The following is a 15,045-nucleotide window of genomic DNA, read 5'->3' as shown; positions in this document are numbered from 1 at the left end:
CGGTGCGGAGATCGGGCTCGCCCTCGAGGTTCGAGGAGATCGGGACCGGATCGGCTGTGCGGGGGACATGCGCGGGGCACAATGGAACCGTTCACTTCTGTGTACGTGAAATTTGTTGATTACCAACATGATTCATGGATAACGGTGATTATCCATCAAATGTGGAAGAGGTGAGAAGGGGTGATCGGTGGTCGCGGCACCCCGGGGGACGGGATGATCTCACACCACCAGCATGCGCATCGTCCGCGCGATCCAGTGCGCGCGCAACATGCACGCGACGACGACACGGTGCTGTCGCAACGCCGCATCGGCGAACCGTGAGTCGTTGCAGTGTGCGCGTCGCTGCAGCATGGCACCGATGCATGAGCAGCCGAACGCGCGTCGAGCGGATCGGCGGCTCGATCCGGTACGGGCGCCGGCGGGTTACGGCGGCGGAGTTCGGTCCGGAGGCGAGCCGGCCTCGGGTCGGAGGCCGGGTGACAGGCGGGGCCGGGTGACAGGTGGGGCCCATCGCATCGATCCGGGTCGAATCAGGGATTTCCGAATGTCTCGGACGCCCTTGCCGCACCTAGCCGGAGGAGGTCCGATTTCATTCTAGTTAACATAATGTAGATTATCGGCAGTTTTGTTATGCGCGGTGACCTGGGGTTCCGCGCCGATAATCCCGAGGTTCCGACGGGCGTCCGGATTCTTGTCTCTGCGGCGTCGTTGCGTGCACTGCCTCGCATTGTGCGCCATGTCGTCTATCGCGCGTTGTTCCCTTGCATCCCGCGGCATGCGAACAATCCCGCACCGACTCGCTCCCGGCATCCGAACTGCCACGCATCTGTCATGGCCGGCCCGCGCCGACCTGATCCACGGCTTGTGGTCCGCCCGGGGCCGCCGCCTCGCGCCCGTCTGCCGCTTCGGGCGTCCGAGGTGGCCTTCCGGGCCTGCCGACCTCGTCCCCTACTCGTCCGCTCAACCGCCGTCAAAACGTCACAGTGACGTTTCCATATGGGCTCCGCGGTCCTGCGGTGAACGTGAATCTCCGCCGATTCCATCGGCGCGGTAGTGACGACGCGATCCGGGAGGTCGACGGTGACGCAATTACGGCTCCTGCGCTTCTGGGTGGTCTTCGTGATCACCATCGTCCCGTTCGATCCCCGGGGTATCGCGGTCGTCCTGACTCTTCTGCGGGTCGCGTTCCGTCGGGTCGATGGCGTGGACTCCCCTTCTCCCCTCCGGGCGACCGGCCCTGAAACGTCACTGTGACGTATTGATCGCGGTGCACGGGAACTCGGTTCACCGGTGTCACGACGGTCGCCGCAACCGCCGCAACTGTGCGGACAGATAGTCCCGGGCACGACGATGGCCACCGACCCGGACGAGTTCGTCGGCGAGTTCCTCGAGCAGTCGCGTCAGCAGCTTCTCGTCGGGCGTCCAGCCGTCGCGCTGCCGGCACCGGTCGAGCCATTCGACCGGCGCGACGTGTCCGCGGTCGGCGTTGCAACGTCGGCACGCGGCGACCTCGTTGGCGGTGATGCTCGGCCCGCCCTTCAGCCGCGGCACCAGATGATCGGTGGTCGGGGTGATCAACCGCCCGAACTCCCGTCCGCACCACAGGCACCGCCCCTCCTGACGGTCGAGTGCGAGCGAGAGTCGGGTGACGCGGTCCATCCTCCGATCGTGGCCCATCGGCGCCGCCGGGGTCGCCGATGGGTCCGATCCGGTGTGCCGACGAGTGACTCAGGGGCGTGCTTCGAGGACGAGATTGAAGGGAGTTTCGGTGGCGCGCCGGAAGGTGCCGAAGCCGGCTTCGGCGGCGACGTCCGCGAGCCGCCGCTCCCCGGCCTGCGCGCCGAGCCCGAGTGCGACCGGCTGGTCGAGCGACGACGGGGTGCACAACACCGTCGACGCGGCGTAGTACATCCGGCCGACCGGATTGAGGTTCTCGGACAGGCTGTCGCGGGCGAACGGTTCGACGAGCATCACCGTGCCGTCGTCGGCGAGCGCGCCGCGCGCGTACCGCAGTGCGCCGACGGGATCGCCCATGTCGTGCAGGCAGTCGAAATAGCAGATCAGGTCGTAGTCGGATCCGGGGAAATCCACGGCCGAAGCGACCTCGAAGGTGGCGTTGTCGACACCCTCCTCCGCAGCCAGTTCGCGGGCTCGTGCGATGGACCCGTCGTGGTAGTCGAAGCCGCGGATGGTGGACTGCGGGAATGCTTGCGCGAGCAGGGTTGTCGAGACACCGTGGCCGCAGCCGATGTCGGCGACGGTGGCGCCGGCACGCAGTTTGTCGACGACCCCGTCGAGGGTGGGCAGCCACACGTCGACGAGGTTGGCGCGGTAGCCGGGGCGGAAGAACTGTTCGGTGCCGACGAACAGTTCGGGATCGTGTTCGTGCCAGCCGAAACCCTCTCCGTTGCGGATGCGTTCGGTGATGCGTAGCCGGTCCTTGTAGACCGAACTGATCAGGTGGAGGCCGCCGGCGAGGTAGACCGGGCTGTCCTCGCGGGCGAGTGCCATGGCGTGTTCCGGGGACAGTGTGAAGGTGTCGTTGTCCGGCTCGTAGGTCAGATATCCGCTTGCTACCTGTGCGGAGAGCCATTCGCGTAGATAGCGTTCGCGGAGGCCGGTGCGGGCCGCGAGTTGTTCGCTGGTGGTCGGGCCGGATTCGTCGAGGGCTCGCCACAGGCCCAGATCGACACCGATCAGGACCAGGGCGCCGTTCATGGCCGCGCCCATGTCGACGACGAGTTGTCCGAGGGTCTGTTCGAGTCGTGCTTGGTCGGGTTCCTGTATCTTCGTGGTCATCACGCACCTCCTGGCGATGGGAGTACTCGCTCACGGTAGGTCGCGTGGCCGGTTCCTCGGCGTCGGCTCGGGTTCGATCGGGTGTCGATCCGGGTGGTGGTGCGGACCGGGAGGTCACGAACCGGTGTTGAGGGAATGATGCGGGGGTGCACGTCGTGTTGCAGACAGCTACGCTTGTAGCAGACTGCAACATCAGGAGGCCGTCATGACGTCGTCCACCGACAAGGTCACCCGCTTCGACGCCGAACTCGTCGACAGCGCCATCGCCGAGGGCGGCCGCCAGAATCGCACCGGACGCCAGCAACTCGAATACTGGGCCCGCATCGGCCGCGCGATGACCGCCCACGAGACCGCCTCCCTGCACCGGGTGCACGAGGCGCTGGCCGGTACGCGGGAGCTGAGCGAACTCACCGCCGCCGAGGGCCGCTTGTTCGACGCGGAGATCGATGCGCGCCTGGCGGACGGGCTGGCCCGCACCGACTACGTCGAGATCCTCGCTGCGCGTGGGGTCACCACGGTGGTGCTCGACGACGAGGGCCGGTTGGTCGAGCAGCGTCCCGACGGTAGTCGCCGGGTGCTCGACGACGCATGAGGCGTCTGGATCTGATCGTCGGTCCCAACGGGTCCGGCAAGTCGACGTTCGTCGAGTTGTCCCTCGCTCCCCTGCTGCCGCGCAGTGTGTTCGTCAACGCGGATGTGATCGCGCGGCAGCGGTGGCCCGATCGTGCCGAGGAGATGTCCTATGAGGCGGCGCAACTCGCCGCGGCGGCGCGGGACCGGCTGTTGCGGCAGGGCCGGTCGTTCATCGCGGAGACGGTGTTCTCGCATCCGTCGAAGCTGGAGTTGATCGACCGCGCGCACGAGGCGGGGTTCACGGTGGTGCTGCACGTGATGCTGGTGCCCGAGATGATGTCGGTGCTGCGTGTGCAGCACCGGGTGGCCTCCGGTGGGCATGCGGTGCCCGAGGACAAGATCCGGGCGCGGTATCGACGGTTGTGGCCGCTGGTGGCCGAGGCGATCGGCCGCGCCGATCAGGCGTCGGTGTACGACACGGCGTCCGGAACCCCGGCGGTGGTGGCGCGGTTCGCGGGTGGGGTGCCGGTGGGTGCGGTGCGCTGGCCGGGGTGGGCGCCGGGGGCGCTCACCGGGCTCGGCTGAGACCGAGCCCGGTGAACTCGGGACGACGAGGTCAGTTCGCCGCGCTCGTAGTGAACGGCAGCACCAGCCGCGAGGGGTGCGCGGCGTCCCGGTAGATCTTGTGGGTCACCGGGCGGCCGACGGGCAGGTGGAAGGCGTCCGGCGGCAGCAGTGCGTTGTGTTCGTCGGCGAGCGGTTCGTTGTTCGACAGTTCCACGACGAGCTTGTGGCCCGGCATGAAGGTGTTGGCGAACGGATACAGCCGCAGCACGTATTCCTCGATGGTGCCGGGTTCGACGGGCACGGCGCGGGTGTGCGGGTGGTAGGGGTCGCCCTCGGTGGTGCGTTCGTCGAGCTCGCGGTGGGAGGCCTTGAGGTAGCCGGTGGTGATCAGCTGCCGCTTGCCGTTCGGGGCGTAGTCCCACATGCGGAGGATGAAGTTGGTGTCGGGTTGGTCGATTTCGGCGAAGAGGTGGGCGGCGCCGGTGCCGATCATCTCGGTGGGTTCGGCGAACACCGGGGTTTCCCAGCGCAGGATCTCGACCTTGTCGGTGACCGTGAGCGGGGCCTGGTAGAAGCCGTCCGGGGCGGCGTACTGCGCGCCCATCGGTTCGGGTTCGGTGGACAGCTTGCCGCGCGGCCGCAGATACAGCGCCCGGTGCTCGACGTCCTTCGGCGGCCACTGGTCGGCGGTGACGCGCCGGCGGGAGCCTTCGACGAAGACGTTCACGGCGGGTTCGTCCATGATGCCGTTGTCGATGCCCTTGATCCAGTAGTCGTACCAGCGGAACATCGTGTCGTGCTCTTCGATGAAGGGCCGCGACTGCATGGGCGGGTAGGGGCCGATGTCGAGCTTCTTCGGCCCTTGCAGGGCGTGGAACAGTTCGATGGTGCCGTCCATCGTCCAGCCGCGGCCCTGGTCGATCTGCAGGTAGACGGGGATGTCGATGTTCCGGGCGAGATTGATCGGGTTGCGTTCCTCGTACCACTCGCCGTCGAGTTCGTTGGTGATGATGTCGAACCACGCTTCGTGGTGCTTCGGGTAATGCAGCACGTGCACGAGATTCGGCCAGGCCGCGACATCCGGGTCGGCGAGCCGCTGGGCGACCCGCGCCCGGATCTCGTCGGGGGTGTAGGTCTCGAGCATGCGGGACTTGACCCGGTCGGTGAACGCCCAGCCGGAGTCACCGCCGCGGCCCTCGCGGGCGGCGCGGGGCATGAACCACATGACGCCGCCGTGGTAGGTGGTCTCGTAGAAGTCGTAGTGGCCACCGGAGACGAAGATGGCCTTCAGGTGCGGGGGTCGTTCGGCGGCGGCGAGGACCTGCATGGACCCGAAATAGGAGATGCCGATCATGCCGACGTTGCCGTCGCACCACGGCTGCGCGGCGACCCATTCGATGAAGTCGTAGGCGTCCTGCCCGAGGGAGACCCCGCCGGCGTTGTAGTTGCCGATGTGCTCGCCGTCGGAGTTGCCGGAGCCGCGGATGTCGCCGATGACGTGGACGTAGTCCTCGGCGACGACGCGGGCGATGTCGCCGGCCTCGATGCAGCCGTCCCACATGGGGCTGGGGCGGCGCTGCGGCGGGGTGGTCAGGGCGAGGGCCTGCAGTTCCTTGCCGTAGGGGCTCAGTGCGACGAGCGCGGGGCGGGGCTTGTCGTCGACGCCGTGGTAGGCGTCGGCGGCCAACTCGACGCCGTCGCGCATGGGGACCCGCAGGTGCTTGCGGATGTGGATGGTCTGTCCGCCTGCGTCGAACGTTTCGAACTCGGCCATGAGAACCTACGACTCCTCTTCGTGATCAGTGCTGGTGCGAGAACTGGGTGCGGTAGCCGTGCAGTGTGGTGAAGAACGGGGACGGCTCGAGGGTGGGATCGCCGGTGTAACCGAGGTCGTCGGCGACCGGGGCGAACGGCGAGTACGCCGAGTCGGTGTCGAGCAGTCCGTGGCACAGGCAGCGGTGCGTGGCGCCTCGCACTCCCCCTTCGATGTCGACGCTCTCCCGAAGGGCTTCGGCGGCCTGGTCGCGGTCGAGTTCGACGCCGTAGGGGGTGCCGTCGGCGCGGCGGTAGGGATGCCCGAGATAGAGCTTCTCGGGGCGGATCGTCTCGCGCAGGTAGGCGAGGCTGTCGCGGTAGGCGTCGGGGTCGGTGTAGCCGGGGAATCCGTTGGCGGCGCCGTGCACCTGGACGGCGTCACCGACGAACACGCTGTTCCGGCCTTCGACGACGTAGGCGACCGACCCCGGGGTGTGCCCGGGGATCGAGTGCACGGAGATCTCGACTCCCCCGCCGAGGGAGAGGGTTTCCCCGCCGCGCACGAGCATGGTCGGTTCCATCTCCCCGGAGATGACGGCCTCGGTGGCGGCGGTGACCTTCGCGGCCCCGTCGGGGTCGTTCAGGTACCGGCCGCGGCCGGTGAGGTAGTCGTCGACGTGGGCCTGCCGCGAGCGCAGCAGCGGGGCGTCGGCCTCGTGGATGACCACCTGGGCTCGGCGGCCGGTGGCCTCCCACAGGGCGTGGGCGCCGCCGATGTGGTCGATGTGCCCGTGGGTGAGCAGGATCCACCGCACGTCCTCGAGTCGCCGGCCGAGCTTTTCGAGGGTGGGGGCCATGCCCTCGGCCGGGGACGACGCGATGCCGGTGTCGACGATCGCGGGCTGTTCGGCGTCGATGAAGAAGGTGTAGAGCCCGAAGCGTCCCCATGGGGAGACGATCGGGTGGATCGGTGCCTCACTCATGCGCGGTGCCCTCATGCGCGGTGCCCTGCAGGAAGGTGGCGGTCTCGTCGAAGACCTGCGCGTATTCGGGGATCCACGAGAAGTTCTGCACGAAGCCGTGGTTGGCGCCGGCGTAGCGGCGCAGTGTCACCGGCACCCCGGCTTCCTCGAGCCGCCGGGCATAGAGTTCGCCTTCGTCGCGCATCGGGTCGAACTCGGCGGTGACGACCAGCGCCGCCGGCAGCCCCGACAGGTCCTGGCGCTTGATCGGTGAGACGCGCGGGTCGGCGGGGTCGGCTCCGCTGTCGAGGTAGAAGGCGTTGAACGGCTTCAGCCCGGCGGTTTCGAGGCCGTAGCCGACGGCGTTCTCCCGCATCGACGGGTAGCGGTCTTCGTCGAAGTCGAGGTCGAGGGACGGGTAGTACAGCACCTGGTGGGTGATGCGGTCGAACCCGTCGTCGTGGGCGAGGCCGGTGACGGCGGCGACGAAGTTGGCGCCGGAGCTGTCCCCCGCGACCGCGAGAATCTTTCCGTCCCAACCGAGTTCGTCGCCGTGCTCGGCGGCCCAGCGCACGACGCCGTAGCAGTCGTCGAGACCGGCGGGGAACTGCGCTTCGGGGGCGCGGCGGTAGCCGACGGACACGACCGTGCAGCCGGTGGCCTTCGCCAGGTGCCGGGCGACGTGGTCGTGGGTGTCGAGGCTACCGAGGAAAAACGCGCCGCCGTGGAAGTAGACGACCAGGCCACGGGTGTCGGCGTCGGTCGGGGTGTAGATCCGCACCGGCACCTCCCCTGCCGGGGTCGCCGCGATCGCGTCGCGGACCTCGTGCAGGGGCAGTCGCTCCTCGAGCGGCGGAACCTGCGCCTGCTCCCCGGCGCGCATCGCGGCCGGATCGAGCGGTCCGGGCGGCGGGGCGGGCAGGTCGGCGAGGATCCGGGCGATCTCGGGGTGCAACGGCATGGCCGGTCGTCTCCTTCGGGCGGTGAACGGGTGGGGTGGGGATCTACTGGGCGGGCTGCTGCGCGGCGGGCTTCTGGCCCGGGAAGACGTCCTGGACCTCGTCCTCGGTCCAGCCCTGGCGGGAGATGCGCTGCAGTTCGTCGGTGACCGGCTTGCGCTGCGCCTGGAAAGCGGCGAGCGCCGCGGCGACGGTGTCGGTGTCGCGCAGGCAGTCGGCGAGCACCCCGGCGTCGAGGATCGCCGAGTTCGCGCCCTGGCCCTGGTGGTGCAGCATCGAGTGGGCGGCGTCGCCGATGAGCACCACCGAGTTGCTGTGCCAGCGCTCGATCGGGTCGATATCGTAGACACCGCGGATGTTGACGATGTCCATGTCGAGGCCGGCGGTGATGTCGACGATGCGCTGATCGAACCCGGCGACGGTGGCGAGCATGTCGTCCTTGCTCACCTGCGGCGCCCAGTCGGGATCCGGGCACAGGGCGGTGATGTCGAAGGACACCTGGCCGCGGTGGCGCAGCGGCAGCAGGTACACCTTGGTGCCCTTGCCGATGTACATGCGCAGGTTGTCGTCGGTGACCATGCCGTGCGCGTCGGTGATGTCGATGACGGCGCGGTAGGCGCGTTCGCCGGAGAATACCGGTTCGGCGTCGGAGAACAGCTGCTCACGGACCACGGACTTGATGCCGTCGGCGCCGATGACCAGATCGGCGTCGACGCGGGTGCCGTTGGTGAAGGTCAGGGTGCTGCGGTCGCCGTGGTCCTCGATGCGCTCGAGCCGGTGGCCGAGTTTGACCATGCCGTCGGGCAGGGAGGCGATGAGGGTGTCGATGAAGTCGCCGCGGTGGATCAGGTGGGTGTGTTTCTGGTCGCCGTGCGCCGGCCAGGTGTCCTTCATGATCGGCTCGCCCGTGGCGGTGAGGATCTCGAAGTAGTCGCTCGGGGAGCTGACCTTCGCGATGTCGTCGAAGATGCCCCACTCGCGGAAGCGGGCCATGCTCGACGGGCGCAGGCCGATGCCGGCGCCGACCTCGCGGATCTCGGGGGCCTGTTCGTAGACGGTGACGTTCGCGCCGAGCAACGACAGGGCCCGGGCGGCGGCCGCACCGGCATAGCCCGCGCCGACGACGGCGATGGTGAGGTTGGTCGGATCCGAGGTCTGCATGTGAGTGTCTCTTTCGGAGGGCGCGGGGGTGCGCCGGGAGATTCGGGTCAGGGTTGCGCGATGGTGAGGAAGTCGGCGGGGTTCTCGACGAACAGCTTGGTGATGGTGGCCTCGTCGAGTCCGGCCTCGCGCAGGTCCGGGATGAGGTCCTCGAACAGGTAGTTCACGGTGTGTCCCTTGACGCCCGGCCAGCCGAGTGGGCTGCAGTTGGCGTCGACGCCGGCCAGGGCCTGATCGAGGTGGCCGGCGTTCAGGAAGCGCAGGAAGTGGGCGAGGCGCTCTTTGCGGGGGCGGGCCCAGAACGGCGGGTCCTCGAGTTCGGTTTCGTAGCCGAAGGTGTCGAAGCCGACCCGGCCGCCCTGCTGCGCGATCCAGGTGTCGCGGGTCTTGTCGGCGTTGACGCCGTCGTCGGCGTGCCCGAACAGCACCCGGTGCAGCGGCAGGCCCTCCTCGGTGAAGATGGCGATGGCGTTCTCGGCGTCGATCGCGAGGTGGGTGAGGATCGGTACGCCGGTGGCGAGGGCGGCGCGGGCGGCGGCGCGGTAGATGCGCTTGTCGAGTTCGGTCATCTTCCCGCCGCGGGAGACCCCGACCTTGATGACGCCGGCGCGGCTGCCGGTGTCGCCGATGCCGACGGTGATCTCGTGCACGAACTGGCGCATCAGGTAGTCGACGGAGGCGCGTTCGAAGAACGGCAGGGCGGTGTCGCCGCCGACGAAACCGGTGCAGGCGACGATGTGCACACCGGTCTTCGCCGAGAGGGACTTGTAGTAGTCGATGTCGCGGCCGTTGCAGATGCCGGTGACGTCGACGAAGGTGCCGCCGCCGTACTCGTGGAACTTGCGCAGCTTCGGGACGGTCTCCTCGTAGCGGACCTCGGGGCTCTTCCACCAGCGGGTGTCCAGCTCGGAGCCGGGCATGCCGTATCCGATGTGCTCGTGGACGGCGACGATGCCCAGTTCCTCGGGCGCGATCGGGCCCAGGACGGTGTTGACTCTCGACACAGCAATTCCCCTTCGGGACGAAGACTTCTCGGTGATGGGTGGTCGGCGGCGGTTCAGCGCGCGGCCAGCAGGTCCTGCGGGTTGGCGAGGAGGATCTGCTGCACGACGTCGTCGGTGAGACCGGCGGCGGTCAGCTGCGGCACGAAACCGGTGAGCACCGTCTCGTAGGGCAGATCGTTCGCCGGATGCCCCTTGGCGACGCCGGTAGCGCTCGACGACAGCAGGATCCGGTGTCCGAGACCGGCGTCGACGAGATCGCGGACCAGGGCCACGCGCTCGGCGTCGGAGATGTGGGTCTCGTCGTCGGTCCCGACGTGGTCGAGTGCGAGGTAGGCGCCGCGACGGGCGATCTTCTCCGGCGCGCCGGCGGCGACGGCGTCGCGGCGGTCCAGGCCGGCGACGACGAGGCGGTCGGCGGGCAGTTCCTCGCCGAGCGCGACATCGAGGTCGGCGAGGGCGTCGGCGCCGTAGCGCAGGATCGCCGCGACCCCGGTGTCGCGGGCGGCGCGGGCGGCGCCGCGGAACAGGCTCTCCTCGGTGGCGGTCATGCCGTCGGGATTCGCGGCGGTGGCGACCAGGCCGGCGGGGCTGCGGCGTTCGACGCGCGGCACGACCATGCCCTCGGTGATCTCCTTCGTGAACAGGTCGGCGAACTTGTCCGCGGGCCACGGGGTGGGCGGGTTGGTCTGCGGGGTCAGGAAGTAGCCGCCGAGCAGGGTCTCCGGGCCCAGGCCGGTGGAGGCGACGATGTGCACCCCCGCCGCGCGGGAGAGGTTCTCGTACATCGGCACGTCGCGGCCGTGGAACATGCCGGTGGCGTCGACGACGGTGCCGCCGCCGGCGGCGCGGAAGGCGCGGAGTTTGGCGAGCAGCGTCGCGAAGATCTCGGCGCGGTCGAAGTCGATGTCGTAGGCGTGCTCGGCGCCGGGCAGCACCGACAGCAGGGCCTCGTGGACCGCGACGACACCGAGGTCGTCGGCGGGGACGGGGCCGAGGACGGTGTGGACGGTGCGGGGCGCGGCGCCTGTCATCGGCACTTTCCTTTCGTCGACGTCGCCGGGAACGCGACGTGGTGACAGTCACAGTACGGATTCGGATTACAGACTGTCAAGTGAAATTGCTGAACGATGTGTGACTGTACTCGCCGGTAACTGCTGCGTCGAGGATAGGATTTCCGCCATGTCGCTCCGTGCCGCCCAGAAGCAGATGACCTACGAGCTGTTCCTCACCAAGGCGCTCGACCTGTTCGGCACCAAGGGCTACGCCGCGACCACCATCGACGACATCGCCACCGCCGCCGGTTCCACGAGAACCACCTTTTACCTGCACTTCTCGTCGAAGGCCGACGTGATGAGCGCGCTGCTGACGAAGGTCGACTCGATCCTCACCGCCGCCGACGACCCGTCGCTGACCGAGGTTGTCGCCTCCGGCTCACGCACCCTGATCCGGCAGTGGCTCGACCGCAAACTCACCCAGTGGGACGAGATGAAGCCGTACATGACCGCCTCCTACCAGGCGGCCCACGAACCGGACGTCGCGGCGACGACCGAGCAATGGTTCGAAGGCGCGGTCACCGATATGACCGCCGGTCTCGACCGGGCCGATCGACTCGACCCGGAGCGCCGCCGCATCCGCTGCGTGCTGGCCTTCGGGCAGCTCGAACACATGTCGCGCTGCTACTTCTCGGTCGGCTGGCGCACCCCGCGCGAGATCTGCCTCGACGAACTCACCGACTCGTGGTGCCACCTGCTCGACGCGCAGAACGACTGAACGGCGGGCGCGGTCACTCGCCGAGGTTCGCGCCGCTGGTGGCCTCGACGAGGATCGCCCGCAACCAGGAGATGAACGCGGTGTCGGCCAGGCGCGGATTCCACACCATGTCGATCCCCAACGGCGGCACCGGCAACGGGAACTCCTCGATCCGTAGCGGCAGCTGACGGCGCATCTGTGCCGCGACCCGCCAGGTGTGGATCGCGACCCCACCGGCACGCGCCACCAACTGCGGCACCATCAAGAAATCCGAGACCAGACCGCCGATCCGATAGGGCACCCCGGCCGCATCCAGCGCCGCATAGGGGGTGATGCGGTGCCGCGCGTCGTAGGCGGTGTGTGGCACCGATTCGAGCAACTCCAGCGCCCCGGCGTCGGGAGCGGTGTCGGGGTGGGCGACGACCACCCACCGGTTCTCGTAGAGCCGCTCGCGCGGATAGGGCGCGGCGAACGCCTCCGATACGAGCACCACGTCCACCCCGTCGTCGGTGAAGTCCGCCGGCTGGGGCTCGACGAAGGTGCGGAGGCGCACCGACGCGTGCGGGGCCCGCTCGCCGATCGCACGCATCAGCTCTGCCCCGACCACGAAGGCGGTGCTGGTGGTCATCGCCAGGGTGATGGTGCGCGTGTCGCGGGCCGGGTCGAAACCGGGGAAGTTCACCACCCGCGCGGTCTGCCGCAGCACCTCCCGCAGCGGCGCGATCAGCTCGACGGCGCGCGGGGTGAGCATCAGCCCGCTCCCCTGCCGCACGACCAACTCGTCATCGAGCAACCGGCGCATCCGGCCCAGCGCATGACTCATCGCCGGTTGCGTCATCCCGACCCGCGCGGCGGCGCGGGTCACCGAACGTTCCTCGAGCACCGCCAGCAGCGGCACCAGCAGGTTGAGGTTCACCGCGGCCAGCCGCGCGAGGTCGGGATCGGCCGGATGCTCCGAAGGGCGGGTCACCCTCACGAACCTACCGAGCCGCCGTCGCGGGGGTCGGCAGTTCCCCGGTGGCCGCGGCGCGCCGCAGCCGCGGGATGGGGATGCGGTGGTTGATCGCCACCGCCACCCCCGCGCCGTCCGGATGCCGCCAGTGCAGCAACGCCGCGTCGCGCGGATCCTCTCCGGTCAGGACGGTGGGCTCCCCGTCGACGGGCAGGTGCCCGACCGCCTTGAGATGCAGTCCGAACTGCTCGGTCCAGAAATACGGATCGGCATCGAACTCGGGTGCGGCGTCGCCGAGCAGCACGGCCGTTGCGGCGATGCGGGCCTGTTCGATCGCGCTGTTCCACAACGGGATCCGCCGCACCACTCCACGGATCGGTACATGCGCGACGTCGCCGGCGGCGACGATGCCCGGCGCGACCCGTCCACGCGAGTCGGCGACCAACCTGCCGTCGGTGAGCACCCCGGACTCGCGCAGCCACTCGACGTTCGGGATGTCGCCGATCGCGGCGACGACCAGCTCCGCGGTGACGCGGCTGCCGTCGTCGAGGGTGATCGTCCCGGCGGCGAAGCCGGTGGCGGTGCCGTAGACGAGTTCGACCCCCGCGGCGGTGGCGGCGGTGGTGAACAGGTCGGACAGATACGGCCCGAACTGCGGGCGCATCGGGGTGGTGTCGGCGACGACGGTGACCTCGCAGCCGGCCTGCACGGCGGCGGAGGCGACCTCCATGCCGAGCGGGCCGGCGCCGACCACCGCCACCGAGGGCCGCTCGGCGAGCCGCTCGCGCAGGGCGAGGGCGTCGTCGAGGGTGCGCAGCACCAGCGCCTCCCCCAGCGGCCGGGGCCGCGCACCGGTGGCGATGACGAGCCCGTCGAACTCCAGCGCGGTGCCGTCGTCGAGGTGCACGAGCCGTGCGTGCACGTCCAGGCCGGCCGCGGCGACGCCGAGGCGTTCGGTGGCGCCGTGCGCGGGGGCGGCGAGTTCGTGGGAGCCGCCGTCGGTGAGCAGCGCCTTCGACAGCGCGGGCCGCGAGTAGGCGGGGACCGGTTCGTCGCCGACGACGGTCAGCTGCCCGGTGAACCCGGCGCCGCGCAGGCTGTCGCAGGCGGTCTGCCCGGCGATGCCGTTGCCGACCACCACGATCCGCTCCATGACGGTGGGCATGTCGGCTGCGGTGCTCATGTCAGCCTCAGGGCCGCGACGGGGCACACGCGGACGGCGGCGCCGGCCGCGGCGGCCTCGGCGCTGTCCGCGGACACCTCGGTGACATCGAGGATCAGTTCGCCGTCGTCGTCGAGGTGCATCAACTCGGGGGCGGCCTCCTCGCACAGGCCGTGGCCTTCGCAGCGGGGACGGTCGAGGGTGATCTTCATGCGGGCACAACCTCCAGGATCTCGAGGGCGTCGATGGAACGGGTGGTGTTGCTGGGCACCCGGATCGGGTCGGCGGCGACGAAGCGGCGCGCGTGCCGTGCCAGGGCGGCGATGATCGCGTGCGCCTCGAGGCGGGCCAGGCCCTGCCCGGCGCAGCCGTGCGGGCCGTAGCCGAAGGACAGGTGATCGACCGGGTTGCGGGCCACCCGGAAGGCATCCGGGTCGTCGTAGTGCCGCGGGTCGCGGTTGCCGGAGCCGAGCAGCACCGCTGCCTGTGACCCGCCGGGGATCAGGTAGCCGTCGATCTCGACGTCGCGGGTGACCGCGCGGCCCCAGGCGTGCAGCGGCGCCCAGTAGCGCAGCACCTCCGCGAAGGCGGACGGCACCAGCGTCGGATCGGCGCGCACGAGATCGAACTGGTCGGGGAACGCCGCGAACAGCGCGATCAGGTTGCCGATCGAGGCGATGGTGGTGTCCACCCCGGCCCCGAGGTACTGGTGGATGATGTGCCCGGCGCTGCCGGTGGGGATGGCGCCGCGCGCCTCGGCGTCGAAGATGCCGCGCCCGACCGAGCCGGGGGTCAGATCCTCGGCCTGCACCTGCGAGCACCACGCGTAGAGCTCCCCGGCGATGGGGAAGTTCTCGGCGGTGCGCTGGTTCATCGGGCCGAGGACCTCCATGGCGGCCTGCCCCCAGCGCAGCATGTTCGCGCGCACCTCGCCGGTGAAGCCGATGAGGTCGGCGACGACCTCGAGCGGGAAGGCGCGGGCGAGGGCGTCGATCGCCTCGAAGGAGCCCGTGGCGACGAGGTCGGCGACGAGCGTGTCGGCCTTGGTCTCGATGGTGATCTTGAGTCCGCGCAGCGCGCGCGGCGAGAGATTCTCGGTGAGGGTGGCGCGCAGCTCGGTGTGGACGGGCGGGTCCGAGGCCAGGGAGGTGCCCTGGAGGGCGTCGTTGGCGGCGGGGTTGAAGGCGATGGCGCGGGAGGAGAACGTCGCGGTGTCCGCGAGGGCGCCGCGGATGACGTCGTAGCGGGTCAGGGCGTAGACGTCGTGGTGCGGCAGGTACACCACGGGTCCGAGTTCGCGCAGCTGCGCGAAGGTCGGGTAGGGGTCGACGAGGACGTCGTCGGCGAACAGGTCGACGTCGGCGGTGGGAGGGCTGCTGGTCATGCCCTCAGTGAATCGCCC

The 15,045-nt window shown here is 69.6% G+C and carries 16 protein-coding genes; 3 read left to right on the top strand and 13 right to left on the bottom strand.

Features of this window, described 5'->3' with window-relative positions:
• Positions 1 to 219: 219 nt before the first annotated feature.
• From ACWPOC_RS18855 to ACWPOC_RS18845, 3 genes are all read right to left on the bottom strand, one after another.
• A complete protein-coding gene (locus tag ACWPOC_RS18855; RefSeq protein ID WP_455409157.1) occupies positions 220 to 351 on the bottom strand; it encodes a hypothetical protein in 132 nt (43 codons plus the stop codon).
• Positions 352 to 1,293: 942 nt separating this feature from the next.
• Positions 1,294 to 1,659 (bottom strand): HNH endonuclease, encoded by a 366-nt coding sequence (locus tag ACWPOC_RS18850; RefSeq protein WP_120282900.1) that lies wholly within the window; start codon positions 1,657 to 1,659, stop codon positions 1,294 to 1,296.
• A 69-nt stretch (positions 1,660 to 1,728) separates the two neighbouring features.
• A complete protein-coding gene (locus tag ACWPOC_RS18845; RefSeq protein ID WP_120282898.1) occupies positions 1,729 to 2,799 on the bottom strand; it encodes a class I SAM-dependent methyltransferase in 1,071 nt (356 codons plus the stop codon).
• A 205-nt stretch (positions 2,800 to 3,004) separates the two neighbouring features.
• Here ACWPOC_RS18845 and ACWPOC_RS18840 point away from each other — a divergent pair, with 205 nt between their 5' ends.
• Positions 3,005 to 3,391, top strand: a complete 387-nt coding sequence (locus ACWPOC_RS18840; RefSeq protein WP_120282896.1) for a TA system antitoxin ParD family protein — start codon at positions 3,005 to 3,007, stop codon at positions 3,389 to 3,391.
• Positions 3,388 to 3,957 (top strand): zeta toxin family protein, encoded by a 570-nt coding sequence (locus tag ACWPOC_RS18835; protein WP_120282894.1) that lies wholly within the window; start codon positions 3,388 to 3,390, stop codon positions 3,955 to 3,957. Before ACWPOC_RS18840 ends, ACWPOC_RS18835 begins: the two co-directional genes overlap by 4 nt.
• Positions 3,958 to 3,988: 31 nt before the next feature.
• On the opposite strand, the gene ACWPOC_RS18830 is transcribed toward ACWPOC_RS18835, so the two are convergent.
• From ACWPOC_RS18830 to ACWPOC_RS18805, 6 genes are read right to left on the bottom strand one after another with little or no spacing between them, the layout of a single operon-like run.
• Positions 3,989 to 5,713: a CocE/NonD family hydrolase gene (locus tag ACWPOC_RS18830; protein ID WP_455409156.1), complete on the bottom strand. Its 1,725-nt coding sequence runs from the start codon at positions 5,711 to 5,713 to the stop codon at positions 3,989 to 3,991.
• 25 nt (positions 5,714 to 5,738) lie between these two features.
• Complete coding sequence (locus ACWPOC_RS18825) at positions 5,739 to 6,677, bottom strand: MBL fold metallo-hydrolase (protein WP_455409155.1); 939 nt, start codon at positions 6,675 to 6,677, stop codon at positions 5,739 to 5,741.
• Positions 6,670 to 7,617 (bottom strand): alpha/beta hydrolase, encoded by a 948-nt coding sequence (locus tag ACWPOC_RS18820; protein ID WP_455409154.1) that lies wholly within the window; start codon positions 7,615 to 7,617, stop codon positions 6,670 to 6,672. The genes ACWPOC_RS18825 and ACWPOC_RS18820 overlap by 8 nt, the downstream gene beginning before the upstream one ends.
• Before the next feature lie 43 nt (positions 7,618 to 7,660).
• Positions 7,661 to 8,776 carry an FAD-dependent monooxygenase gene (locus tag ACWPOC_RS18815; RefSeq protein WP_159418172.1) on the bottom strand — a complete coding sequence of 372 codons (1,116 nt, stop codon included), beginning with the start codon at positions 8,774 to 8,776 and terminating at the stop codon, positions 7,661 to 7,663.
• A gap of 47 nt (positions 8,777 to 8,823) precedes the next feature.
• Positions 8,824 to 9,780, bottom strand: a complete 957-nt coding sequence (locus tag ACWPOC_RS18810; RefSeq protein ID WP_120282884.1) for a phosphotriesterase family protein — start codon at positions 9,778 to 9,780, stop codon at positions 8,824 to 8,826.
• A gap of 53 nt (positions 9,781 to 9,833) precedes the next feature.
• On the bottom strand, positions 9,834 to 10,811 hold the full coding sequence (locus ACWPOC_RS18805) for a phosphotriesterase family protein (RefSeq protein WP_120282882.1): 978 nt from the start codon (positions 10,809 to 10,811) through the stop codon (positions 9,834 to 9,836).
• A gap of 148 nt (positions 10,812 to 10,959) precedes the next feature.
• Here ACWPOC_RS18805 and ACWPOC_RS18800 point away from each other — a divergent pair, with 148 nt between their 5' ends.
• Positions 10,960 to 11,550, top strand: a complete 591-nt coding sequence (locus tag ACWPOC_RS18800) for a TetR/AcrR family transcriptional regulator (protein WP_120282880.1) — start codon at positions 10,960 to 10,962, stop codon at positions 11,548 to 11,550.
• A gap of 13 nt (positions 11,551 to 11,563) precedes the next feature.
• Here the strand turns inward: ACWPOC_RS18800 and ACWPOC_RS18795 are convergent, their stop codons facing one another.
• Genes ACWPOC_RS18795 through ACWPOC_RS18780 form a run of 4 tightly spaced genes read right to left on the bottom strand, consistent with a single transcriptional unit; the run spans position 11,564 to position 15,027 of the window.
• Complete coding sequence (locus tag ACWPOC_RS18795) at positions 11,564 to 12,499, bottom strand: LysR family transcriptional regulator (protein ID WP_225623568.1); 936 nt, start codon at positions 12,497 to 12,499, stop codon at positions 11,564 to 11,566.
• Between the two features lie 10 nt (positions 12,500 to 12,509).
• Positions 12,510 to 13,664, bottom strand: coding sequence for an FAD-dependent oxidoreductase (locus ACWPOC_RS18790; protein WP_120282877.1), 1,155 nt, complete (start codon positions 13,662 to 13,664; stop codon positions 12,510 to 12,512).
• Positions 13,661 to 13,855, bottom strand: a complete 195-nt coding sequence (locus ACWPOC_RS18785) for a ferredoxin (protein ID WP_120282875.1) — start codon at positions 13,853 to 13,855, stop codon at positions 13,661 to 13,663. Before ACWPOC_RS18785 ends, ACWPOC_RS18790 begins: the two co-directional genes overlap by 4 nt.
• A complete protein-coding gene (locus tag ACWPOC_RS18780) occupies positions 13,852 to 15,027 on the bottom strand; it encodes a cytochrome P450 (RefSeq protein ID WP_120282873.1) in 1,176 nt (391 codons plus the stop codon). The genes ACWPOC_RS18785 and ACWPOC_RS18780 overlap by 4 nt, the downstream gene beginning before the upstream one ends.
• Between the last annotated feature and the right edge of the window lie 18 nt (positions 15,028 to 15,045).

Source organism: Rhodococcus sp. 5G237 (assembly GCF_053764735.1).
Note: the sequence above shows the minus strand (reverse complement) of the source record. Positions and strands in the feature narration are given on the sequence as shown.

Excerpts from the sequence above, each read along its gene's own strand:
- ACWPOC_RS18780 (WP_120282873.1), bottom strand. The coding sequence starts at position 15,027 with ATGACCAGCAGCCCTCCCACCGCCGACGTCGACCTGTTCGCCGACGAC.
- ACWPOC_RS18805 (WP_120282882.1), bottom strand. The coding sequence starts at position 10,811 with ATGACAGGCGCCGCGCCCCGCACCGTCCACACCGTCCTCGGCCCCGTC.
- ACWPOC_RS18845 (WP_120282898.1), bottom strand. The coding sequence starts at position 2,799 with ATGACCACGAAGATACAGGAACCCGACCAAGCACGACTCGAACAGACC.
- ACWPOC_RS18820 (WP_455409154.1), bottom strand. The coding sequence starts at position 7,617 with ATGCCGTTGCACCCCGAGATCGCCCGGATCCTCGCCGACCTGCCCGCC.
- ACWPOC_RS18790 (WP_120282877.1), bottom strand. The coding sequence starts at position 13,664 with ATGAGCACCGCAGCCGACATGCCCACCGTCATGGAGCGGATCGTGGTG.
- ACWPOC_RS18840 (WP_120282896.1), top strand. The coding sequence starts at position 3,005 with ATGACGTCGTCCACCGACAAGGTCACCCGCTTCGACGCCGAACTCGTC.
- ACWPOC_RS18850 (WP_120282900.1), bottom strand. The coding sequence starts at position 1,659 with ATGGACCGCGTCACCCGACTCTCGCTCGCACTCGACCGTCAGGAGGGG.
- ACWPOC_RS18855 (WP_455409157.1), bottom strand. The coding sequence starts at position 351 with ATGCTGCAGCGACGCGCACACTGCAACGACTCACGGTTCGCCGATGCG.
- ACWPOC_RS18830 (WP_455409156.1), bottom strand. The coding sequence starts at position 5,713 with ATGGCCGAGTTCGAAACGTTCGACGCAGGCGGACAGACCATCCACATC.
- ACWPOC_RS18800 (WP_120282880.1), top strand. The coding sequence starts at position 10,960 with ATGTCGCTCCGTGCCGCCCAGAAGCAGATGACCTACGAGCTGTTCCTC.
- ACWPOC_RS18825 (WP_455409155.1), bottom strand. The coding sequence starts at position 6,677 with ATGAGTGAGGCACCGATCCACCCGATCGTCTCCCCATGGGGACGCTTC.
- ACWPOC_RS18835 (WP_120282894.1), top strand. The coding sequence starts at position 3,388 with ATGAGGCGTCTGGATCTGATCGTCGGTCCCAACGGGTCCGGCAAGTCG.
- ACWPOC_RS18815 (WP_159418172.1), bottom strand. The coding sequence starts at position 8,776 with ATGCAGACCTCGGATCCGACCAACCTCACCATCGCCGTCGTCGGCGCG.
- ACWPOC_RS18785 (WP_120282875.1), bottom strand. The coding sequence starts at position 13,855 with ATGAAGATCACCCTCGACCGTCCCCGCTGCGAAGGCCACGGCCTGTGC.